General features: G+C 66.1%; 23 protein-coding genes and 1 pseudogene. 14 read left to right on the top strand and 10 right to left on the bottom strand.

Annotated elements, in window-relative coordinates:
• Window positions 1–100 (top strand): annotated as a pseudogene (locus DWA33_RS19365) (IS481 family transposase); the annotation flags it as partial.
• A gap of 15 nt (window positions 101–115) precedes the next feature.
• On the opposite strand, the gene rnd reads toward DWA33_RS19365, so the two are convergent.
• Complete coding sequence (rnd, locus tag DWA33_RS19360; RefSeq protein ID WP_114360153.1) at window positions 116–1294, bottom strand: ribonuclease D; 1179 nt, start codon at window positions 1292–1294, stop codon at window positions 116–118.
• 102 nt (window positions 1295–1396) lie between these two features.
• Window positions 1397–2875, bottom strand: coding sequence for a protein adenylyltransferase SelO (locus DWA33_RS19355; protein WP_114360152.1), 1479 nt, complete (start codon window positions 2873–2875; stop codon window positions 1397–1399).
• A gap of 259 nt (window positions 2876–3134) precedes the next feature.
• On the opposite strand from DWA33_RS19355, the gene aspS reads away from it, so the two are divergent.
• The 3 genes from aspS to DWA33_RS19340 all read left to right on the top strand — a co-directional run bounded on the left by aspS (window position 3135) and on the right by DWA33_RS19340 (window position 7814).
• On the top strand, window positions 3135–4910 hold the full coding sequence (gene aspS, locus DWA33_RS19350) for an aspartate--tRNA ligase (protein WP_114360151.1): 1776 nt from the start codon (window positions 3135–3137) through the stop codon (window positions 4908–4910).
• 44 nt (window positions 4911–4954) lie between these two features.
• A complete protein-coding gene (locus DWA33_RS19345; RefSeq protein ID WP_114360150.1) occupies window positions 4955–7264 on the top strand; it encodes an NADP-dependent malic enzyme in 2310 nt (769 codons plus the stop codon).
• 112 nt (window positions 7265–7376) lie between these two features.
• Complete coding sequence (locus tag DWA33_RS19340; protein WP_114360149.1) at window positions 7377–7814, top strand: DoxX family protein; 438 nt, start codon at window positions 7377–7379, stop codon at window positions 7812–7814.
• Between the two features lie 7 nt (window positions 7815–7821).
• Here the strand turns inward: DWA33_RS19340 and DWA33_RS19335 are convergent, their stop codons facing one another.
• The 3 genes from DWA33_RS19335 to DWA33_RS19325 form a co-directional block, all read right to left on the bottom strand.
• Complete coding sequence (locus DWA33_RS19335) at window positions 7822–8385, bottom strand: dihydrofolate reductase family protein (RefSeq protein WP_114360148.1); 564 nt, start codon at window positions 8383–8385, stop codon at window positions 7822–7824.
• Between the two features lie 37 nt (window positions 8386–8422).
• Entirely contained in the window at window positions 8423–9382 is a 960-nt protein-coding gene (locus DWA33_RS19330) for a polysaccharide deacetylase family protein (protein ID WP_114360147.1), read from the bottom strand.
• 152 nt (window positions 9383–9534) lie between these two features.
• The gene (locus tag DWA33_RS19325; protein ID WP_114360146.1) at window positions 9535–11070 is read right to left on the bottom strand and encodes a L,D-transpeptidase; all 1536 of its coding nucleotides are present in this window, start codon (window positions 11068–11070) and stop codon (window positions 9535–9537) included.
• 210 nt (window positions 11071–11280) lie between these two features.
• Here DWA33_RS19325 and DWA33_RS19320 point away from each other — a divergent pair, with 210 nt between their 5' ends.
• A complete protein-coding gene (locus tag DWA33_RS19320; protein WP_114360160.1) occupies window positions 11281–11829 on the top strand; it encodes a CreA family protein in 549 nt (182 codons plus the stop codon).
• Window positions 11830–11919: 90 nt separating this feature from the next.
• Here DWA33_RS19320 and DWA33_RS19315 read toward each other — a convergent pair whose 3' ends face one another.
• Window positions 11920–12183, bottom strand: a complete 264-nt coding sequence (locus DWA33_RS19315) for a hypothetical protein (protein ID WP_114360159.1) — start codon at window positions 12181–12183, stop codon at window positions 11920–11922.
• Window positions 12184–12860: 677 nt separating this feature from the next.
• Between DWA33_RS19315 and DWA33_RS25275 the strand changes: the two genes are divergently transcribed.
• Together DWA33_RS25275 and DWA33_RS19305 are read left to right on the top strand one after the other, a co-directional pair.
• Window positions 12861–13019 (top strand): hypothetical protein, encoded by a 159-nt coding sequence (locus tag DWA33_RS25275; RefSeq protein ID WP_167443242.1) that lies wholly within the window; start codon window positions 12861–12863, stop codon window positions 13017–13019.
• Between the two features lie 49 nt (window positions 13020–13068).
• The gene (locus tag DWA33_RS19305) at window positions 13069–13428 is read left to right on the top strand and encodes a hypothetical protein (protein ID WP_114360144.1); all 360 of its coding nucleotides are present in this window, start codon (window positions 13069–13071) and stop codon (window positions 13426–13428) included.
• A gap of 28 nt (window positions 13429–13456) precedes the next feature.
• Here the strand turns inward: DWA33_RS19305 and DWA33_RS19300 are convergent, their stop codons facing one another.
• On the bottom strand, window positions 13457–13717 hold the full coding sequence (locus tag DWA33_RS19300) for a DUF6719 family protein (RefSeq protein ID WP_114360143.1): 261 nt from the start codon (window positions 13715–13717) through the stop codon (window positions 13457–13459).
• A gap of 134 nt (window positions 13718–13851) precedes the next feature.
• Between DWA33_RS19300 and DWA33_RS19295 the strand changes: the two genes are divergently transcribed.
• The 3 genes from DWA33_RS19295 to DWA33_RS19285 all read left to right on the top strand — a co-directional run bounded on the left by DWA33_RS19295 (window position 13852) and on the right by DWA33_RS19285 (window position 16544).
• A complete protein-coding gene (locus DWA33_RS19295; protein ID WP_114360142.1) occupies window positions 13852–15129 on the top strand; it encodes an ArgE/DapE family deacylase in 1278 nt (425 codons plus the stop codon).
• Between the two features lie 139 nt (window positions 15130–15268).
• Window positions 15269–15667 (top strand): PaaI family thioesterase, encoded by a 399-nt coding sequence (locus DWA33_RS19290; RefSeq protein ID WP_114360141.1) that lies wholly within the window; start codon window positions 15269–15271, stop codon window positions 15665–15667.
• Between the two features lie 253 nt (window positions 15668–15920).
• Window positions 15921–16544, top strand: a complete 624-nt coding sequence (locus tag DWA33_RS19285; RefSeq protein ID WP_114360140.1) for a GNAT family N-acetyltransferase — start codon at window positions 15921–15923, stop codon at window positions 16542–16544.
• 94 nt (window positions 16545–16638) lie between these two features.
• Here the strand turns inward: DWA33_RS19285 and DWA33_RS19280 are convergent, their stop codons facing one another.
• The gene (locus tag DWA33_RS19280) at window positions 16639–16935 is read right to left on the bottom strand and encodes a hypothetical protein (protein WP_114360139.1); all 297 of its coding nucleotides are present in this window, start codon (window positions 16933–16935) and stop codon (window positions 16639–16641) included.
• A 178-nt stretch (window positions 16936–17113) separates the two neighbouring features.
• Entirely contained in the window at window positions 17114–17287 is a 174-nt protein-coding gene (locus DWA33_RS19275) for a DUF1328 domain-containing protein (protein ID WP_114360138.1), read from the bottom strand.
• A 297-nt stretch (window positions 17288–17584) separates the two neighbouring features.
• Here DWA33_RS19275 and DWA33_RS19270 point away from each other — a divergent pair, with 297 nt between their 5' ends.
• The gene (locus DWA33_RS19270) at window positions 17585–18421 is read left to right on the top strand and encodes a tetratricopeptide repeat protein (protein ID WP_114360137.1); all 837 of its coding nucleotides are present in this window, start codon (window positions 17585–17587) and stop codon (window positions 18419–18421) included.
• Between the two features lie 250 nt (window positions 18422–18671).
• A complete protein-coding gene (locus tag DWA33_RS19265; protein ID WP_114360136.1) occupies window positions 18672–20534 on the top strand; it encodes a potassium transporter Kup in 1863 nt (620 codons plus the stop codon).
• Between the two features lie 6 nt (window positions 20535–20540).
• Here DWA33_RS19265 and DWA33_RS19260 read toward each other — a convergent pair whose 3' ends face one another.
• Entirely contained in the window at window positions 20541–21191 is a 651-nt protein-coding gene (locus tag DWA33_RS19260) for a CPBP family intramembrane glutamic endopeptidase (RefSeq protein WP_114360135.1), read from the bottom strand.
• A gap of 16 nt (window positions 21192–21207) precedes the next feature.
• Between DWA33_RS19260 and DWA33_RS25270 the strand changes: the two genes are divergently transcribed.
• A complete protein-coding gene (locus DWA33_RS25270) occupies window positions 21208–21486 on the top strand; it encodes a hypothetical protein (RefSeq protein WP_167443241.1) in 279 nt (92 codons plus the stop codon).
• A gap of 203 nt (window positions 21487–21689) precedes the next feature.
• Window positions 21690–22094: a hypothetical protein gene (locus DWA33_RS19250; RefSeq protein ID WP_114360133.1), complete on the top strand. Its 405-nt coding sequence runs from the start codon at window positions 21690–21692 to the stop codon at window positions 22092–22094.
• Window positions 22095–22146: the final 52 nt, after the last annotated feature.

The raw sequence follows: 22146 nt of genomic DNA, 5'->3' as shown, positions 1-22146 counted from the left end.
TCGATACAATTGGCACCGGCCCCACGGCGGCATAAAGTCACAAATACCCATCAGCCGCCTCGGCCTGTCCGAGGACAACCTGTTGAGGCTCCACATCTAGGCTGCGGCCGGACGATCATTGATCGGCGCTTTGACTCCGATTGCCTGCGCCGCGATCCACCTGAATCACCTTGCCGCGCTCGATCGCGAGCGACAACCGGCCGTGCTTCAGGGCCAGCGCCGCCTCTCCGAACAATTCGCGGCGCCAGCCGCGCAGCGCGCCGACATCGGCATTGTCGTCGGCTGCGATCTGTTCGAGGTCGTCGACGGTGGCGATCACCTTGGCGGCGACGGCGTGGCGCTCCGAGGTCATCCGCAGCAGCACCTTGAGCAGTTCGACGATCGCGGTGCCGTTGGAGTTGTTGCGCGGCTTGTCGATCTTCGGCAGCGTCGACGGATCGCGCGCCAGCCCGCGCTGCACCGCTGCGACGATTTCGGAGCCCCATTTGGAGCGATCGAACCCCTTCGGCAGCGAGCGCAGATTGGCCAGCCTCTCCAGCGAGGTCGGCGCATGGGTGGCGATGTCGCCGAGCGCGTCGTCCTTGAGCACGCGCGAGCGCGGCACGTCGCGGCTCTGCGCCTCCTGCTCGCGCCAGGCGGCGATCTCCATCAGCACCGCCAGCTCCTTGGGCTTGCGCACCCGGGTCTTCAGTCGCTCCCAGGCCCGCTCCGGATGCACGTCGTAGGTGCTCGGCGAACTCAGGACTTCCATTTCCTCGCTGACCCAGTCGCTGCGGCCGCGCTTCTTCAGGTCGGCATCGAGCGCGGCGAACACGTCACGCAGATGGGTGACGTCGGAGACCGCGTAGTGAACCTGCTCCTCGGTGAGGGGGCGCCGCGACCAGTCGGTGAAGCGGTGGGTCTTGTCGGGACGGTGGCCGGTGATGCGCTCGACGAGCTGATCGTAGGCGATACTGTCGCCATAGCCCAGAACCATCGCGGCGACCTGGGTGTCGAAGATCGGGTGCGGCACGATGCCGGCGCGATGCCAGACGATTTCGATGTCCTGACGGGCTGCGTGGAAAACCTTCAGCACCTGCTCGTTGGCCATCAGGTCGAAGAACGGCTGCAGGTCGATGCCGTCGGCCAGCGCGTCGATCACCAACGCTTCTTCGGCGCTCGCCATCTGCACCACACAAAGCAGCGGGTAGAACGTCGTCTCGCGAAGAAACTCGGTATCGACCGTGATGACGGGGTGGCGGGCGAGACGGGCGCAGGCGTCGGCAAGCTGCTCGGAAGTTGAAATCAGGTCCATCAAACTCTGTCGCGTTGGGGAACGGTAGTGGGCGACAATCGGCCACGCCGGCTGCCCAGAGCCGTCGAATCCGAACCACTAGACACGCTCGCCCGGCGGCGATCAAGTTCCGCAGAAGGTTTCCAGCACCCGTTCATGGGGCTGCGGCGGCACCGCATAACGGGCGAATTCCGCCTGTTCCTCAAAGGGGTTGGCGAGCACCGTCAGAAGCTGCTCGAAGGGACCAAAATCGTCCCGATCGACCGCTGCCCGGATCACCGCCTCGACCTGATGGTTGCGCGGGATATAGGCAGGGTTGACCCGGCGCATCGCGTCGCGGCGGGCGGAACCGTCCTGCGGCTCGGCCGCGATCCGCGCTCTCCAGCGCGGCGCCCACTCGTCGAATGCGGACGGGTCGGCGAACAGGGCGCGGACCTCGCCAAGCTGCGATGGTTCGGCTGCGGCGTCGCTCAGTCTGCGGAACGCGAGGGTAAAATCGGCCTCGCCCTTGGCCATTGCGGCGAGGAAGTCCTGCGCCAATTGCGGATCGTCCGGCTGGCGGCCGGACAGCCCGAGTTTGGCGGTCAGCTTGGCCAGATAGGCGGCATTGAACCGCTCCGCGAAGCCGCCGAGCGCGTTTTGGGCGATTTCGACGCCTGTGTCGTCGTCATCGGCCAGCAGCCGGACCAGGCACTCGGCGAGCCGGGTCAGGTTCCACAAGGCGATCGGCGGCTGGTTGCCGTAGGCGTAGCGGCCAAACTGGTCGATCGAGGAGAACACCGTCTTCGGATCGAAGCTGTCCATGAAGGCGCAGGGGCCGTAGTCGATGGTCTCGCCGGCGATCGAGCAGTTGTCGGTATTCATCACGCCGTGGATAAAGCCGACCATCATCCAGCTCGCGATCAGCTCGGCCTGCCGGGCAATGACGCTTTCGAGCAACGCCAGATAGGGCGATTCCGCTTGTGCCGCCTGCGGATAGTGCCGGGCGATGACGTGATCTGCGAGCGCCCGGACCCCATCCAGATCGCCGCGGGCGGCGAAATACTGGAAGGTCCCGACCCGGATGTGGCTGGTGGCCACCCGCGTCAGCACCGCGCCAGGCTGAATTGGATCGCGCAGCACGGTCTCGCCGGTCAGGACCGCCGCAAGCGAACGGGTGGTGGGAATGCCGAGCGCAGCCATCGCCTCGCTGACGATATATTCGCGCAGCACCGGGCCGAGCGCGGCGCGGCCGTCGCCCATCCGCGAGAACGGGGTGCGGCCGGCGCCCTTGAGCTGGATGTCGCGGCGGACGCCGTCGCGGTCGATCACCTCGCCGAGCAGGATCGCCCGGCCGTCGCCAAGCTGCGGCACGAAATTCCCGAACTGGTGGCCGGCATAGGCCATCGCGATCGACGCCGCGTCTTTCGGCATCGCGTTACCGGCAAGGATCTCGGCGCCTTCCGGGGAGTCGAGCCGCGCAGGATCGAGCCCCAGATGCAGAGCCAGCGGCCGGTTCAGCTTGACCAGCCGGGGAGCGGGGACCGGGGTCGGCGCGACCCGCGCGAAGAAGTTCGGCGGGAGCGCCACGTAGCTGTTGTCGAACGGAAAATGCGCTGTCATCGCTCACCAGTTAAGAACGCTTCGCCGTTTCGACAATCCGCCGGAAACCGGCCGGTTTCAACAGGCTGGGTTGAAATGCTGCAGTCCGACCGGAGCGCCGGTCGACGGGGCTCCGGACCGGCTCAAAGGGCCAGGATCGCGGTGTGCGCTCGTTCCGCATCTGGTTGCCGCGGTGGGTTCGCTCGGGTAAACCCTGACCCTCTCCGCAACGGCTTGCGGACACGCGATTCTGCCTGAAGACGGCTTTCCCGGGATTTCCATGCACCGTTACCGAACCCACACCTGCGGCGCGCTCCGCGACAGTGATATCGACCAGACCGTTCGCCTGTCCGGCTGGTGCCACCGCATTCGCGACCATGGCGGCGTGCTGTTCATCGATCTGCGCGACCATTACGGCATCACCCAATGCGTCGCCGATCCGGATTCGCCGGCATTCAAGGACGCCGAAAAGCTTCGTGCCGAATGGGTGGTGCGGATGGACGGCCGTGTCCGCCGCCGCCCCGAGGGCACCGAGAATCCCGACCTGCCGACCGGCGCAGTCGAAGTTTTCGTCACCGAGATCGAAGTGCTCGGCCCGGCCGGCGAACTGCCGCTGCCGGTGTTCGGCGAGCAGGAGTATCCGGAAGACGTGCGGCTGCGCTATCGCTTCCTCGACCTGCGCCGCGACAAGCTGCACCAGAACATCATGACCCGCGGCGCCATCGTCGATTCGATGCGCCGGCGGATGAAGGAGCAGGGCTTCTTCGAATTCCAGACCCCGATCCTGACCGCGTCGTCGCCGGAAGGCGCGCGCGACTTCCTGGTCCCGAGCCGCATCCATCCCGGCAAGTTCTACGCGCTGCCGCAGGCGCCGCAGCAGTACAAGCAGCTGCTGATGATGTCGGGCTTCGACCGTTACTTCCAGATCGCGCCGTGTTTCCGCGACGAAGACCCGCGCGCCGACCGTCTGCCGGGCGAGTTCTATCAGCTCGACGTCGAGATGAGCTTCGTCACGCAAGATGATGTTTTTGCTGCGATGGAGCCGGTGATCACCGGCGTGTTCGAGGAGTTCGCCAAGGGCAAGCGCGTCACCAAGGGCTGGCCGCGGATCGCTTTCGCCGACTCGATGCGGAAGTACGGCACCGACAAGCCCGACCTGCGCAACCCGATCGAGATGCAGGACGTCTCCGAGCACTTCCGCGGCTCCGGCTTCAAGGTGTTCGCGCGGATGCTCGAAGAGCAGCGCAATCAGGTCTGGGCGATCCCCGGGCCGGGCGGCGGCAGCCGTGCATTCTGCGACCGCATGAACTCGTGGGCGCAGGGCGAGGGCCAGCCCGGCCTTGGCTACATTATGTGGCGCGAAGGCGGCGAGGGCGCCGGTCCGCTCGCCAATAACATCGGCCCGGAGCGCACCGAGGCGATCCGCGCCGCGCTCGGCCTGAAGGCCGGCGATGCCGCGTTCTTCGTCGCCGGCGATCCGTCGAAGTTCGTCAAGTTCGCCGGCCTCGCGCGCACCCGCGTCGGCGAGGAGCTGAACCTGATCGACAAGGATCAGTTCGCGCTCGCCTGGGTCGTCGACTTCCCGATGTACGAGTACAACGAGGACGACAAGAAGGTCGACTTCTCACACAATCCGTTCTCGATGCCGCAGGGCGGCATGGATGCGCTGACGTCGCAGGATCCGCTGACCATCAAGGCGTTCCAGTACGACATCACCTGCAACGGTTACGAGATCGCCTCGGGCGGCATCCGCAACCATCGTCCCGAGGCGATGGTGAAGGCGTTCGAGATCGCCGGCTACGGCGAGCAGGAAGTGATCGACCGGTTCGGCGGCATGTATCGCGCATTCCAGTACGGTGCGCCGCCGCATGGCGGCATGGCGGCCGGCGTCGACCGCATCGTGATGCTGCTGTGCGGCACCACCAACCTGCGCGAGATCTCGCTGTTCCCGATGAACCAGCGCGCTGAAGATCTGCTGATGGGGGCGCCGTCCGAGGTGTCGCCCAAGCAGCTTCGCGAGCTGCACATCCGGCTCAATCTGCCCGACGCCAAGTAAGCGTTGGCAGCGGGTCTGAACTAACCACAATGGCGGGGGAACGTATGGCGTCGTATTCCGAAGATCTTCAGGCGGCAGCGCTCGGCTATCATCGCAAGCCGAAGCCCGGAAAGCTGGAGATTCAGGCATCGAAGCCGCTTGCCAACCAGCGCGACCTCGCGCTGGCCTATTCCCCCGGCGTCGCCGCCGCCTGTAACGCGATCGCCGCCGATCCGGCACAGGCCGCCGAGCTCACCGTGCGTTCCAACCTGGTCGCGGTCGTCACCAACGGCACGGCGGTGCTCGGCCTCGGCAATATCGGGCCGCTCGCCGCCAAGCCGGTGATGGAAGGCAAGGCGGTTCTGTTCAAGAAGTTCGCCGGCATCGACGTGTTCGACATCGAGATCGCGGCCGACACCGTCGATCGCGTGGTCGACACCGTGGCGGCGCTGGAGCCGACCTTCGGCGGCATCAACCTCGAAGACATCAAGGGGCCGGAGTGCTTCGAGATCGAGGCGATGCTGAAGGACCGGATGAAGATCCCGGTGTTTCACGACGATCAACACGGCACTGCGATCATCGTCGGCGCCGCGGTGAAGAACGCGCTGGCGCTGACCGGCAAGGATATCTCGAAGGTCAAGATCGTCGCCGCCGGCGCCGGCGCCGCGGCGCTCGCCTGCCTCAATCTGCTGGTGTCGCTCGGCGCGCAGCGCAAGAACATCTGGGTCTGCGATCTCGAAGGCCTGGTTTACGAAGGCCGCACCGCACTGATGGATCGCTGGAAGGCGATCTATGCGCAGAAGACCGACAAGCGGACGCTGGCCGAAGTGATCGGCGGCGCCGACATCTTCCTCGGCCTGTCCGGACCCAACGTGCTGTCGCAGGATATGGTCAAGCAGATGGCGGAGCGGCCGCTGGTGATGGCGCTGGCCAATCCGACGCCGGAGATCATGCCGGAGGACGTGCGCAAGGTGCGGCCCGACGCGATGATCTGCACCGGGCGCTCGGACTTCCCGAACCAGGTCAATAACGTCCTGTGCTTCCCCTACATCTTCCGCGGCGCGCTCGACGTCGGCGCCACCGCGATCAACGAGGCGATGAAGCACGCGGCGGTCGACGCCATCGCCCAGCTCGCGCGCGAGGCGCCGTCCGATCCGGTGTCGGTCGGGCTCGACAGCGACGAGGCGTTCGGCTTCGGTCCGGGATCGCTGATCCCCAGCCCGTTCGATCCGCGGCTGATCCTGCGGATCGCCCCGGCGGTGGCGATGGCGGCGATGGATTCCGGCGTCGCGACCCGTCCGATCACCTCGTTCGACGATTACTACGCGCAGCTCGAGCGGTTCGCGTTCCGCTCCGGCCTGGTGATGAAGCCGGTGTTCGCCAAGGCGAAGGGACAGCCGGTCCGGGTGATCTACGCCGAAGGCGAGGACGAGAAGGTGCTGCACGCGGTGCAGACCATTCTCGAAGAAAAGCTGGCGCGGCCGATCCTGGTCGGGCGTCCGGCGGTGGTGGAGGCGCGGATCAAGCGCTCGGGTCTGTCGATCCGCCCCGGCGAGGACTTCGACCTCGTCAATCCGCAGGACGACCCGCGCTATCGCTCCTACGTGCAGTCGTATATCGACATCGCCGGCCGCGCCGGCGTGACGCCGGCGGCGGCGCGTACGGTGGTGCGGACCAACTCGACGGTGATCGCGGCGCTCGCGGTGGCGCGCGGCGAAGCCGATGCGATGATCTGCGGCCTCGACGGCCGCTACATGAATCACCTGCGCCACGTCCGCGACGTGATCGGCCGGCGCCCCGGCGTGTCGGACTACGCGGCGCTGGCGCTGCTGATCACCAAGAAGGGGCCGATCTTCATCGCCGACACCCAGGTGCGGCCGAATCCGACCGCGGAAGAACTCGCCGAACTCGCGGCGCTTGCCGCGGTCCACGTGCAGCGCTTCAACATCAAGCCGAAGATCGCGTTCCTGTCGCATTCGGATTTCGGCAGCTTCCCGACCGACTCGTCGCTGAAGATGCGCCGGGCTACCGCGATCCTCGCCGAGAAGCATCCGGAAATCGAGGCCGACGGCGAGATGCAGGGCGACAGCGCGCTGTCGGAAACCTCGCGGCAGATGATCCTGCCGCATTCGCGGCTGACCGGCGTCGCCAACGTGCTGATCATGCCCAATCTCGACACCGCCAACGTCGCCTATCAGATGATCAAGGTGGTGGGCGAGGCGCTGCCGGTCGGGCCGATCCTGATCGGGCCGGCATTGCCGGCGCACATCCTGACGCCGTCGGCGACGCCGCGCGGCATCCTCAACATGACCGCGGTGGCGGTGGTCGAGGCGCAGGAGCGGGCCGGGCGGCACCAGGGCACGCTGTTCGCCTGACCGCGTCTCAGCCTGCCGGGCTGCTGCGTTTTGTACGTTGGAAAACCCACCGCGCCGTGCTCATACTGGCGGCGCCCGGCGGCGCGCTTGCCGCCGGCAAGCGGGGTTGCCAATGCCGGTCTTGATCGCACTCGGGCGCTTTCTGTTCGCCGTCCTGTTCATCTTCGCCGGCGCCTCCAAGCTGCTCGATCTTCCCGCGACTACGCAGGCGGCCGGCAAGTTCGTGGTGCCGGAGATGCTGGTCGGCTACACCGCCCAGCTCGAACAGGCGGCCGGCATGCCGTTCGCGCAGATGCTGGCGCTGGCGGCAGGCGGCATCGAGCTGCTGTGCGGCCTGCTGATCGCGCTGAACTTCGGGGCGAGGGTCTGCGCGCTGGTGCTGATCGTGTTCGTTGCGGTCGCGACCTTTTACTTCCACGATTTCTGGAATCAGACCGGTGCGGACGCGCAGGCCAATCTGCAGGTCGCGCTGAAAAACCTGTCGCTGATCGGCGGGCTGCTGATCATCGCGGGCATCGGCAGAGGCGGCGCGGCGTCAGGCGGCGCCTGAACCGCGGTCAGCCGCGGCGCCAGGCGGTGACGCTGACGTCGTGCTCGGCGTCGAGGATCCGCCGGTCGGCCGGATGCAGGCCGTGCGCCGACAGGATCTGCTCCGGCGTCCGCTCGGGCACGTCCGGGAAGCACGGTTCGCCGCCGGGCAGCCGCGCGTGCGGCGCCTGGGACAGATAGAACGTGTCGTAGCGATCAAAGAACAGTGCGAACACATCGGGGCCGCCGATGATCGCCGCCGTGCCGGTGGTCACGCCGGCACGGGTGCAGGCGTCTTCGAACGAGGCGCCGGCCGGATTCCACAGCAGCGCTTTCGGGTTCGACGGGGCGGGTGCCAGGCCCGCGACCTGCCGGGTCACGATCAGCCGCCGGCGCAGCGGCGAGTTCGGTTGGTCCTCGAACGAATTGCGGCCGTGCACGATCAGGTCGGCGCGGTCCAGCGCGGCGGCGAAGAACGCCTGGTCGCCTTTGTACTTCAGGGCGTCCGGCATCAGCCGGTCGGCGTCGGCGAGGTTGCCCTCGGCCGACACGATCACATAGCCTTCGATCGTCAATCCCGGCGTCGCCGTCATCGGCGCGTTGCGGTCCGCATCAGGGAGCTGCGGCGGGCTATTCGGAGACGGTCTGAACCACGGCGCTGACCGGCCGTGTGCTCACCGTCGGCAGCGCCGAGCTCTTGACCAGCTCCTCGTCGTATTGCGGCAGCGTCTGCACCGGCGCCTTGGCGCGCATGTGCACCACCTTGTAGCCGCCGGCCTTCAGCCGCCGCAACAGTTCCGGCAGCGCGTCGGCGGTGCTCTTCTGGAAGTCATGCATCAGGATGATGCCCTTGCCGCGCTTGTCGAGCTTGTTCATCACGGTGTCGATGACCTGCTGCGGCTTGCGTGCCTTGAAGTCGAACGAGTCGAGGTCGCAGGAGAACATCGCGATGTTGCGGGTGCCGAGATAGGTCACCAGCGCCGGCGGATGCTGCAGCGCCGGGAAGCGGAAGAACGGCGCCGGCGCGCCGCCGATTGCCCACTTCACCGCGGCGAACCCCTTTTCGATCTCGTCCTTGGCCTGCTGCTCGGTGAGCTTCTTGTTGGCCAGATTGGCGTGCGACCAGGTGTGGGCGCCGACGGTGTGGCCGGCGGCGACGACCTGCTTCAGCAGCTCCGGATAATAGGTGGCGTGTTTGCCGATCGGGAAGAAGATCGCGCGGGTGCACTGGTCGGCCAGCGCCTTCAGCACCGCCGGCGTGGTCGCCTGCCACGGGCCGTCGTCGAAGGTCAGCACCACTTCCTTGTCGCGCAGGAAGTCGAGCTGCTTGAAATGCTCGAAGCCGAAGCCGGGGCCGCCGGTGGTGTCGATCTCGACGATGCGGCCGACGCCGAGCGCATCCGGATTGGCGCAGGCCGGCTTGGCCGCGGCCGCCGGTTGCGGGGCGGGCGCCGGAGCGGGGGCGGCGGCTGCCTGCGGGGCTGCTGCCGGCTGCGGGGCAGCAGCGGGCGCCTTCGGAGCCTGCGCCATGGCCGCGGTGGTCCCGAGGGAAACCACACCTGCAACGATCAAAGCTGCCGTGATCCGCATGCCGAAATCCTTCCGCCGTCTGCTCGTCCGAAGCCGCCGCCGGCCGAGTCGGGCTGGCGGACGGGCCGCGTCAGGGTAGAGACTCGCCCCCAGCGGCGCCAACGGTTTTTGCCGCGGCCCGGGAGTTGCCCGCAGATTCGAAAGGGCGGAGGTCAGCGCAGCCGGATGATGAAGTCGGTGCCTTTGCCGGTTTCGCCCGCCGCGATGCTCTGGTCGGACACGATCAGCGAGCCGCCATTGGTCAGCGCCTCGGCGATCCGCCGCATCGCCTCCGGCGGAATCGTCAGCCGGTCGAGCGCCTCGGCGGCGCTGCCGGCGTGAGGTTCCGTCTTCGCTTCACTGGCCAACGCATTGTCGTGCCGGCGGGATTTTCGCTGCACTTCAGGTTCCGCTTGAGCCGCGCGGGACGGCAGCGACACTGCGGTCCAGCGCACGCTCTCGTCCTTGTCGAGTTCGGCCGTGAAGACGTGGGTCCCGAGCGGCCGGTCGCTGGCGGCGATCGTCACCGGGACGTCGAACAGCGGGGTCTGGTTCTGCCGGACGTAGAGCTTGCCGTCCTTGCCGCTGACGAAGGCGGCGATCTGCTGCTTCGGATTCGGGGCCGGGAGCGCCGGAGCCGAGGCGGTGCGTTCCTCGTCGGCGGGCTTTTGGGGCGCCGCGGCGGACTTGGGGTCCGCGTCCGGGGACGCTGCGGGAGCGGCGTCTTGCGCCTTGCCGACGGTCTTGTCCTGCGCCGTCTGCTGCGGCCTGGCCGGAGAGGCGGCGTCGGTTGTGTCGGCGGGCTTGCTGGACGAGGCGTCGGTCAGGGTGATCGCCGCAGCGGCAGCATCCGCGGTCCGGACCGGCGGTGCCGACGGCTTGTCGCTGCCCAGCGCAATGCCGCGCCGCAGCTCGTCGGGCGGCAGTGGATCCGACGGTTGGTCGATCTCGGCCGACTTGCCGGAGGCGGCGGAATTTGCCGGCTTGGGCGTGTCGGAAACCATCGGCTCGGGATCGGGCACCAGCTTTTTGGTCGCCAGCAGCGGATGCGCGAAGCTCGCCGGCGTCACCTCGCCGGACGCGACGATCACTCGCGCGCCCATCCGAGTCCAGCCCCACATTTTCATCGCAAACGCCATCGGCATCCGGATGCAGCCGTGCGACGCCGGATAGCCGGGAAGCGCGCCGGCGTGAAGCGCGATGCCCGACCAGGTGATGCGCTGCATGTAGGGCATCGGGGCGCCGCTGTAGATGTTGGAGCGGTGGTATTTGCTCTTCTGGATGACGCTGAACACGCCGAGCGGCGTCGAATGGCCGCGCATTCCGGTCGACACCGGCGTTTCGGCGAACAGCCCGTTGGCGTCGTAGACGCGCAGCTTCTGCTGTTCGATCGAGACGGCGATCACCACCGGCCCTTGCGGCTTGGCGGCCTGCTTCTCGATCTGCTTTTCGAGCTTGTGGTCGAGTTGAAGCCGCTTGCGTGGATGGTGCCGCTTCGGCGCGGCCGGGGGCGGCGCGTCGTAGATCGGCACTTCCTCCGCCCAGTACCAATAAGGCGAGGCCTGCGCCGCAGGGGCGAACGCCACCATGGTCGCCAGCACGCCGGCGCTCAGCGTCGCCCGCCTCATCGTCATTCGGCAGGCGCCATCTTTGCCGGTGCGGGAGTAACGTCGGTTGCTGCCGTCAGCTTCGCAGTGAAATACGCGCACGCAGTTCTTCCCCGAATCTTGCCACCAGGATCGTAGATTAGTCTCTGCGGCGCGAGACGCGTTCACCTCGGGGATGAACTGCCGCGCAATCCGCCTGACCGTAACAAAAAAGCTTCACCGGGAGTTAAACGCGGCGGCGGGCAGCAGTTGCATCTTTCAAACCGGCGATCCGCGCACCAAATGCTCAGCACCGTTGCTATGGAGACCTCGATGAACCGGCGTGCCTCACAATTTCGCTCCTCGCGCTTCAAATCCGGCGTTCTCGCGTTGCTTGCGCTGGCGGTGACGGGCGCATCCACCGCTGCCTTGGCCGCCGAAGATCCGGATCTGGTCTTCCGTCGCTCGACCGTGTTCAAGCTGCTCAGCCCCAACGACAAGCTGGCCGTCTACGGCGTCGACGACCCGGAGATCAAAGGCGTCGCCTGCCACTTCACGGTCCCGGAGCGCGGCGGCTTCAAGGGCTGGCTCGGTTTGGCCGAAGAGGTTTCCGACATCTCGCTCGCGTGCCGGCAGGTCGGCCCGATTCACTTTTCGAAGAAGCTCGATCAGGGCGACGACATGTTCAGCCAGCGCCGTTCGATGTTCTTCAAGCGGATGCAGATCGTCCGCGGCTGCGACGCCAAGCGAAACGTGCTGGTCTATATGGTGTATTCGGACAAGCTGATCGAAGGTTCGCCGAAGAACTCGACCTCGTCGGTGCCGGTGATGCCGTGGGGCGGCGACACCGCGGTCGAGAAGTGCGGAGATTTCTTCAAGTAACGATTGCGACCAAGACGGCGGCGCTTCGGTGTGGCGAGCAGCGAAGCGCCGACATCGGAAGCGCCGACCTCGAAAGGCGGAGCGATGCCGCTAGGCGGGCTCCCGGTCGGTCGAGATCGGTTGCGCCGCCGCCCGGCGAGCCGGAGCGCAGTAGCCGACCAGACGCACCAGGCGCTGCGGCATGCACTGGGTGGCGGGATGTCCGAACGGACCCTGCAGCGCCATCTCTCCCGAGGTGGCGATGCCTTTGCGGCGGTGGCCGAGCGGTTCGACGTGCAGAGCCTCCGGGCGGGTGGAATAGCGCCGCTCCACAGGACGGTCGCTGCCAGTGCCTTCGCGCGCATTACTGGCCATTTTTGCTTCCTCCATCATATGTTAACGCCGCGATGCCGGAATCGTTGCCGCGTCGTCGCCGAGACGACGCGTGGGTCCGAGCCGGAGCGGGCTTTTCGTGACGCAGACCGGGCATGCCGGCGCGGCGAGAGGGCGAGTCCGTTAACTTTCGGATCTCGAACGTCCAGGTCTCTGCCTCGGCCGCGGTCAATGCACCGCGATGATCTGCACCCGACGTCAAAGCGCGGCTCAAAGCTGGATCACGCCAAGCTCCGCAACTAATCATTTGTAGAACCGATCCAATGAAATTACTAGCCTCGAGCGTCCGTCGGCCAAAGTTGGTAATAGAGGGTGGAAAATCCCGCGATGTCGGGACCGCAGAGCCACCGAGCGCGACGGGTACGACGCCCTACTAAGCGGTTGTTGATGACGTGGCGATGTCACGTCCGACTTCCGGACGGCCGACAGCCAGCGACTTTAGTCGGGTTCTGGGCGCCGACGCGGCCACCGCCGCCTGCTTTGAACTGCCGACGGTTTCTTAGAATTGTTTCGTCGCGGGAAAAACGACGAAACAATTCGGCCGTGGGACGAAACCATTCGGTCACCCTGGCGCAGCGGTCCCGAAACAGGGCGTGGTTATCAACCCGTCAACGACAGCAGCGGCAGACGCCGGCTGGTGACATGGCAGGAGACCTCGGATGCGGACCTGGAGCTTTTTCCTCGCCCTCGCGTTGATGGTCGGCGGCAGCGCGTCCGCCGGATCGACCGAGAGCAGGCTGCCGGGTGCCGGGACCTTTGCCTATCTCGGCACGCCGATCGCGGACCCGGGTGCGGCGCACAATAGCGCAGCCCGGTGATGCGGCGACGTCGCCGGATGGAGTTGGTGAATTGGTGACGATATTTCGGATGGTCGCGCTGGTGCTCGGCCTCGGTGTGACGTTCGGCGAGGCGGCTCACGCGCAAAGTCAGACGCGGTCGCTGTTCAGCGTTCAGGATCCCCGTACAGACTTCATCCGCCAGTGCACGGCGCATATGACAGGGCGGTGGGCACATCCGGATGCGGTGTGCGGCTGTCTGCACGATCATGCCGCCGCGATGGTGCCGGACAACGATCTGCGTCAGGCCTTGCTCCGCGGCATCCGCGAAAGCGGCGTGCCGACGATCGACAACGATTGGGTGCCGGAAACCAAGCAGTCGCAGATCAGCGCGACCTTCACCCTGATCGCCAAGCCGGCACTGCAGTGCATGTTCGACCCGCTCGAGTGACGGGCTTGGTCACCGGTCACCCGCCGCGTCAGCGCCGCACCCGCTGAATGCACTTCCGCGTCGCGGTGACACCCGATGCCGACAGCGTCGCACCTGTGACTTCCTTGATCTGGCCGTTGGGGCAGGATCCGTCGTCGACCAGAATTTTCTGACCGAGCCGCAGGCTTGAAATGTCCCGTTCGTGCGAGACCTGCTGTTGTGCTGCCGCGGGGGCCGCGAACAGGGCGACGGCCGCCGCGCCGAGCGCAACGATGGTCGGCCAAGTGAGGGAAGGGTGAGGAACGGGCATCGATTATCCTGAGCAGTTTTGCAGCATGAGGGCATGATTCGAGTGCAGGGCCAAACTGCATGGAAAATCTGGCGATCTGTGGTTTGATCCGGCGCGCCGGTGCCAGAACGAACAAAAACGGAGTGCCTATCCGCATGAGCGACGACCTCAACCGCCGCATTCTCGATGCCGTCGATGCCGGTTTCGACGCCCAGCTCGCGACTACGCGTGATTTCGTCGCCATTCCGAGCACCCGCGGTGCCGAGGGGCCGTGTCAGGACATGATCGCGGATCTGCTGCGGCAGCGCGGCTACGAGGTCGACGATTGGCATATCGAACTCGATGAGCTGAAGGATCTGCGCGGCTATGGTCCGATCGAGCACGACTTCTCGAAGGCGCGCACGGTGGTCGGCACCTATCGACCCGCCAACAACGCCGGCCGCTCGCTGATCCTGCAGGGGCATTGCGACGTGGTGCCGGCGGGGCCGCTGGAGATGTGGGCCACGCCGCCGTTCGCCCCGGTGATCAAGGACGGCCGGATGTACGGCCGCGGCGCTTGCGACATGAAGTCCGGTACCATCGGCGCTTTGTATGCGCTGGACGCGATCAAGGCCGCAGGGTTGAAGCCCACCGGTCGCATCCATTTCCAATCCGTGATCGAGGAGGAGAGCACCGGCGTCGGTGCGCTGTCGACGCTGCAGCGCGGCTATCGCGCCGACGCCTGCTTCATTCCGGAGCCGACCGGCGGCAAGATGGTGCGATCGCAGGTCGGCGTGATCTGGTTCCGGCTCAAGGTCCGCGGCTTTCCGGTGCACGTGTTCGAAGCCGGGTCGGGATCGAACGCCATCACCGCGGCCTATCACCTGATCCACGCGCTGGAGAAGCTCGAGGAGGAGTGGAACAAGCGCGCCGCCAGTGACCGCCATTTCAAGAACGTGGCGCACCCCATCAACTTCAACCCCGGCATCATCAAGGGCGGCGACTGGGCCTCGAGCGTGCCGGCGTGGTGCGATGTCGATTGCCGGATCGCGATCCTGCCGGGCTGGTCGGTGGCCGATCACCAGGCCGAGATCATGGCCTGCGTCGCGGCCGCGGCACGCGACCATCGCTTCCTGTCGAACAATCCGCCGCAGGTGGAGTGGTCGGGCTTTCTGTCCGAAGGCTACGAGCTGACGGACTCGGCCGAGCCGGAAGCCGCGTTCGGCAAGGCGTATCAGGCGGTCTATGGCAGTGAGGTGGAGGACCTGGTGTTCACCGCCCTGACCGACACCCGGTTCTACGGTCTCAATTACGGCATCCCGAGCCTGTGCTTCGGCGCGTCCGGTGCGGCGATGCACGGCTTCAACGAATACGTCGATCTCGACTCGCTGCGGCAATCGACCAAGGCGACCGCGCTGTTCATCGCCGAATGGTGCGGCGTCGAGCCCGCCTGACACACGGCGATCGCGCCGTGTCCATGACCTGACAGGTCATTGCTCCGGGGCGGATCGGCAGGCATCGATCCGTCCGACCACAGCGGCGGCCGCAGCCCGCGCGGCCGTTGCGACATCAGCGGGCGAGGAGAGGGCACCCATGACGCCGCTGGAGAAGATCAATTCGTTTCCACTGCCGTTCGCGGCGCTGATGGGCGTGCGCTTCACCGAAGCGGCGCCCGACCGTGTGGTCGCGACGCTGCTGGTGCGCGACGATCTCTGCACCGTCGGCGCGAGCATTCACGGCGGCGCCGTGATGGCGCTCGCGGACAGCGTCGGCGCTGCGGCGACGGTGATCAACCTGCCGGCCGAGGCCAAGGGCACCACGACGCTGGAGAGCAAGACGAACTTCATCGGTCCGGCAAAGGCTGGGACCACGATTGTCGCGACTGCGACGCCGGTGCATCGCGGCCGGCGGACCCAGGTGTGGCAGACCCGAATCGAGGGCGAGGACGGCAAGCTGGTGGCCGTGGTCACCCAAACGCAGATGGTATTATGATAATGTCTGCATCCTCGTAAGACTACGAGGGTGCGACGCAAAACCGCGCTCGAAGGCCTGATTGCGCTTCGTCAAGCTTTCTTAAGCGCCTTAGTTTAGATAGGTTTTGCGAAAGTTCGAAGGCTCTCTGCCGTTCTTTCCTAGGCGTCGCCTGCGAATGGGTCTTGAATATTATTGTGCATTGCACAATATGACTTCTGTCTAGGGAAGACGAACGCCTCCTTGAGGGTCATCCCGAGAGGAGAGAAGACTTATGCACGACGCTCTCATTGCCGATCTCACCGGCTCGAAAGGGACGATTCGATCCCTGATCAACCAAGAGCTGCCGCTGCTGCGGGATCATCTGTTGCGCCTCGACGCGGACAGCCGGCGCGATCGGTTCAACGGCTACGCTGACGAAGGCTTCATCGATCGCTACGCCAAGAAGTGCGGCGGCGACGGCACGATCATCATCGCGTTCTTTGCCGAAGACGGCTCCGTGCACGCGGCCGCCGAGCTGCATCAGCCGGATCTGCACTTCGACTCGCTCCCCGAGATCGCGTTCAGCGTGGAAAGCCATCTGCGCCGCAAGGGGATCGGCAGCATTCTGTTCAAGCAACTGATGGAGGTCGCACGCTCGCTCGGTTACGAGAAGCTGCGGATCACCACCGGCTCGCAGAATCAGGCAATGCGCGCGCTGGCCAACAAGTTCGGCGCACATCTGACCTTCCGGCAGGGCGAGTCCACCGGCACGATCGATCTGCAGCAGCAGGGCGACACGGCGCTCGTCCCACGCCCGATCGATGTTCCGGGCAGCGCTGCAAACGCGCTGATCGCCTTCAATCAGGCATGCTGGAATCTGTTTCTGCGGATGTCCGGCATCAATCGCGCCGCCTGACGTTCGAACCGGATCGATACGACAACGCCGCGGGCCTGGGTCCGCGGCGTTGTTCGTTGAAGATCTGGTGCTTGGTGCTAAGCGCAGTCCGGCGTCAGATTCGCTTGTCGTTGCCGACGATGCGGCGAGACACCCGGCGTTCGACCACCACGGAGCGCTGGAAGCCCTGTTCGCCGGTGATCACGCGCGAAGTTCGCGCTGCGGTCCGGGCGGATTTGCGCACTTCCTTCTGAACGGCTTCGATCGGCATCCCCATCAGAGAGGCCGCGATCTCCGCCTGAGAATCCAGGTCGTCGGTGATCCCGGTCGCGGCGAAAATCGCCTCTTCGAGGGTCGGCGGGTCGCGCCGCACGCGCCGCACGCCGTATTTCGTATTCCAATCTTCGCTCATCGACCGCCCCAGGGTTGGAGAAGGCTTACCTAGTGGAGCCGATGTTGCATTGCAATATTCAATATCGGCGACGCGAGCCGACCTTGGTCGAAGGTGGCCCGTCACCGTTTGCGGCAGATCAAGCCGCATATCAGCTCATCTCAGCCTTGCGCCGACGCCGGGACAACGCGGCACAACATCAGGCTCTGAAGATCGTGAGCCCCAGGATCAGCAGAACGATGAAGATCACCACGAAGATGTAGAACAGGATCCGCGCAATGTCCGCGGACGCCGCCGAAATCCCGGTGAAGCCGAAAATGCCGGCAATGATCGAGATCACCAGAAAGATCAGCGCCCATTTCAGAATCGTCATGCCTATCGCCCTCGCATCAACCTGGTTCTGAACGGCACGCGGCGGCAAATGTTCCGATCTGCGCAATCGGACGGTGCCCTGATCCGGCAACGGACTGGTGGCGCTGGCCGATCCGGGCCGACGCCGCAAGTCGGTTTTCGCCATCCGACAAGCTCCTCCACAGTCCTTTGTCGTGACGGGTTGGTTTAAACCTCCGGTCGGATTGGCTAGATTGCCGCCGGATGAGATGCCGCGCGGGGCGGCGCGCGCAGCCGAACGCGGTGTTCGGGGCGGCTGCGGCGGGCTTGAGGACGAAGCATGATGACGAGATCGTGGACCGCCGGCGGATCGGCTGTCCTGCTCGCACTGTTACTTGGCAGCGCCACGACGGACGCTCGCGCGCAGTCGGCCGATCTGGTGCTGTGCGACCGGATCGCCGCCGATCCGGCCGATCCTGACAAGCCGTCGGACGTCAAAGGCGTCGCCGAGATCGCGCCGGGCGACGTTGCCACCGCGGTGAAATATTGTCGGATCGCCGCAGCCGGTTCGCGCCGCGCGATGTATGCGCTGGGCCGCGCCTACGCGGCGGGCGGCCAGACCGCGGATGCGCTCGCCGCTTATCGCCGGGCCGCCGACAAGGGCTCGAGTTCGGCGATGGTCGAACTCGGTGTCGCCTACGCCACCGGTGCCGGGCTGCCGAAGGACGAGGCCAAAGCGCGCCAGCTGCTGGAGCGCGCTGCCGCGGCGGGCAATCCGCGCGGCATCAGCAATCTGGCCGCGCTCGGCGGTGGGGGGGCGTCGGACCCCGTTAAAACCCGAGCCTTGCTCGCCAAGGGCGCAGAGAGTAACGCCGAGGCGCAATACCAGCTCGGGCTGATGCTGGCGGACGGCATCGGCGGGCCGAAGGACGATGCCGGAGCCCGAGCCTTGTTCGAAAAGGCGGCGGGGCAGGGTCATCCCGGCGCGTTGATGCAGATGGGTGTGTTTGCCCAGGCCGGACGCGGAGGTCCACGGGACAGCGATGCGGCCAAAGCGTACTACGAAAAGGCCGCCGCGCTCGGCAACGCCGACGCCAAAGCGGCGCTGAAGCGGAACGATTGCCCCTATGTGCTCAAGGACAAGCGCGGAAACATGGTGACAAACCTATGCTTCTAGGCAATCGGCGCGACCGCGCCTGATCTGGCTTCAACCGAATCGCGACAAACTCGACACGTTCCTGGAACGTCGGCGCCGCGCGCCTCCGATCCAGGTCAAGCACAGGGCGCAGCCTATGGAACAGACGCGGGACCGAAAACGAGAGCGGGCCGTCGGAGACCGCAATGTCCTGCATCGGACACCGCTGGTGCTGCGGCAGCTACCATGCCGCAGCCGCAGCTGTGCGACTGACGCGGCTCAGGGGTAGGCAATGAGCCAGCAGAAGAAGGGCCTCGGTCTCCTGGTCAGCGCCATCGGCGTCGTCTATGGCGACATCGGCACCAGCCCGCTCTATGCTCTGAAGGAAACCTTCGCCGGTCATCACCCGATCCCGGTGACGCCCGACAACATCTTCGGCGTGCTGTCGCTGGTGTTCTGGACCGTGATGATGCTGGTGACGGTGAAATACGTCATCGTCATCATGCGCGCCGACAACCACGGCGAGGGCGGCAGCCTGGCGCTGCTGGCCTTGGTGACCGAGCTGACCCGCGGCCGGCGGGTGCACTATCCGCTGATGATGCTCGGTGTGATCGCTGCGGCGCTGTTCTACGGCGACAGCATGATCACGCCTGCGATTTCGGTCCTCAGCGCCGTCGAAGGCCTCGAAGTGGTCACGCCGGATCTCAAGGCCTATGTGGTGCCGATCACCGCGGTGGTGCTGACGATCCTGTTCGGCATCCAGTCGCGCGGCACGGGCCTGGTCGGCCGGTTATTCGGACCGGTGATGTGCATGTGGTTCTTGACGCTCGCCGCGCTCGGCATCGTCAATATCGTGCATGCGCCGGAGGTGCTCGAGGCGATCAGCCCGACCTTCGCGATCGAGTTCGTGATCCGCCATCCGCTGATGAGCTTCTACGCGCTCGGCTCGGTGGTGCTGGCCGTCACCGGCGGAGAGGCGCTGTACACCGACATGGGCCATTTCGGCAAATTTCCGATCCGGCTCGCCTGGTTCGGTTTGGTGCTGCCGGCGCTGCTGCTGAACTATTTCGGCCAGGGCGCACTTTTGATTCATGACCCGGCGGCGATCCAAAACCCGTTCTTCCGGCTCGGGCCGGAATGGATGGTGATGCCGATGGTGGCGCTCGCCACCATGGCCACGGTGATCGCGTCGCAGGCGGTGATCTCCGGCGCCTATTCGGTGGCGCGGCAGGCGATCCAGCTCGGGCTGCTGCCGCGGATGACCATCGTCCACACCTCCGGCGAGGAGGCCGGCCAGATCTACGTGCCGTTCACCAACTGGACCTTGTATTTCGCCGTGATGGCGCTGGTGATCGGCTTCCAGTCGTCGAGCAATCTGGCGGCCGCCTACGGTATCGCCGTGACCGGGACGATGATGATCGACACCATTCTGGTGGCGTTCGTGGCGGCCCTGCTGTGGCGCTGGAATCGGATCCTGGTGGTGGTGGTGATCGGCACGCTGCTGCTGCTCGACTTCGCTTACTTCGCCGCCAACATCATCAAGGTGGCGCAGGGCGGCTGGTTCCCGCTGTTCATCGGCTTCATCTCCTTCACCGTGCTGACGACCTGGCGCCGCGGCCGCGCCCTGGTGCGCAAGCAGTTGAAGAAGCAGTCGGTGCCGCTCGACGTGGTGTTGCGTGCGCTGGGGCCGAACGTGTCGCGGGCGAGGGGCACCGCGGTGTTTCTCACCGCCGCCACCGACGGCGTGCCGCCGGCGCTGCTGCACAATCTCAAGCACAACCAGACCGTCCATCAGCGCGTCATCCTGACGACGGTGACCACCGCGGAAACGCCCTACGTTCCGGACAGCGAGCGCGTGCACATGACCGACATCGGCGACGGCTTCCATCGTCTGGTGATCCGCTACGGCTTCATGCAGACCCCGGACGTCCCGGCCGCGCTCGCGCTGTGCAAACAGTTCGGCCACGAGTTCAACATGATGTCGACCTCGTTCTTTCTCAGCCGCGAAACCTACGTGCCGAGCCTCAATCCGGGGATGGCGCTGTGGCGCGAGCGGCTGTTCACCTTCATGACGCTGAACGCGACAAGGGCGACGACGTTCTTCAAGATTCCGACCGATCGCGTGGTCGAGCTCGGCACCCAGCTCGAGATCTGACGCCGGTCAGGCCAGCCCGAGCGAGAATGCCAGGGTGCCGACCACGGCGTGCGAAGCGATCAGCGGCCAGATGTTCAGGGTGCGCCAGTACACGAAGCCCCACACCACGCCGAGCAGGAAGGTGTTGAGCAGCAGCGCCGGGTCGCCGTAGCAGAGGTGGATCAGCGAGAACAGCGCCGCCGAATACAGCACGTAGGCCCAGCCGCCGTGGCGCATCCGGTCGGTGATCAGCTTCGGGATCGAGCGGCACACCACCTCCTGGCACGGGCTCGAGACCAGGACGTAGAACGGCGCGAAACTGAGCCAGGCCGGCGGTTGGGCATCGAAGCTGAACAGCCGGCTCTGCAGCAGCATGATGGCGGAGATCAGGCTGGTGACGGCGAGCGCCCCGAGCCAGTGACGCCACTGATGCGGGCGGCCGAAACCGAGCTCCTTCAACGAGAACCCTGCCCACAGGCACAGCCCGACGCACAGCGCCGACACGGTAATCAGCGCGCCCATCCGGTATTCGAACGGCAGCAGTCCGAACTGGATGGCAAGTCCGGGGGCCGCCAGCAGCAGCGTCAGCCCGGCGAGCGGGGCGAAGTGCAAGGCGGGGTGCCGCGGAGCCGGCGACACGTGCGGGGTTGATTGTCGCAAAATCGTCATAGGACCCATAATCCGGTATTGGCCGGTGGGTTCCAGTACGGGCGGCTCCGAGGATCAGCGGCGCACGCCGGCGCCGACGCTGATGCTGCCGCCGACTCTGACGCAGGTCGAGCTGCCTTCAAGCTGGACGAAGCCGGGGCCGAAATCGGCGCAGGGAGTGCGCCTCACGCTCAAATTGCGCGGCAGCGGAGTGTTTTGCTCGACACGCGGGGGCGGCGGCGCCGACCTGCGCGGCTCGGCAGCGGTCGTCACCGGCAGCGCGACCGCGAAGGCGATCAGTAACCATCTCATCGGTTTGCTGTAGCGTGCAGGGAGCGATCTGGCCAGCGGTCGCAATTGGGGAGGAGGACGAGCTTGCCCCAAACCCGCCGCATTCCCAACGCCGTGCTGAGCGCTGGACAGGCTGCGGCAGCCGGCCGGCTTGACGGCATCTGGCTGCTTCGGTTTGAGGATTGTTGCCGCACCGGCGTCGCCGTTTGCGGCTCGGGGCAAGGGACGGGGATTTCGATGAGAACGATCGTGGTACTTGCCGCGCTGCTGGCTTCGAGCGCGGCGCTGGCGCAGAGCAACGCACCGGCCTCCGGTGCGGCACCGATGGTCGGCGACCGGCCGCTGGTGCAGATCAAGCCGAAGGGCGACAAGGCGGCGGGCAGGCCTTCGGTCGCGGACCGCATGAAGGCGTGTCTGGAGATCGAGGACGCCACCAAGGAGCGGCTGGACTGCTTCGATGCGATCCATCCGCCCAAACCGACCAAGGCTGGCGCCAAATCAAAGCCCGCCAAGACCGCGGCGGATTGTCGCCAGGTCAAGGAAGAGGACGAGCGGCTCGCCTGCTACAACGGCTTTGCGGACAAGCCGGCGGCGGCGCCCAGGCCGGCCGCCGCACCCAAGGCGGCGGCGCCCAAGACCTGATCGTCACGATCCGGCGGCGGCGCCGAGGTTTTGGTCCAGCGTTGCGATCCGA

Origin of the sequence: Rhodopseudomonas pentothenatexigens (assembly GCF_900218015.1) — a bacterium.
GTDB classification, from domain to species: Bacteria; Pseudomonadota; Alphaproteobacteria; order Rhizobiales; family Xanthobacteraceae; genus Rhodopseudomonas; species Rhodopseudomonas pentothenatexigens.
The sequence above is the reverse complement of the archived record's forward strand: the minus strand, read 5'-3'. Positions and strand labels throughout refer to the sequence as shown.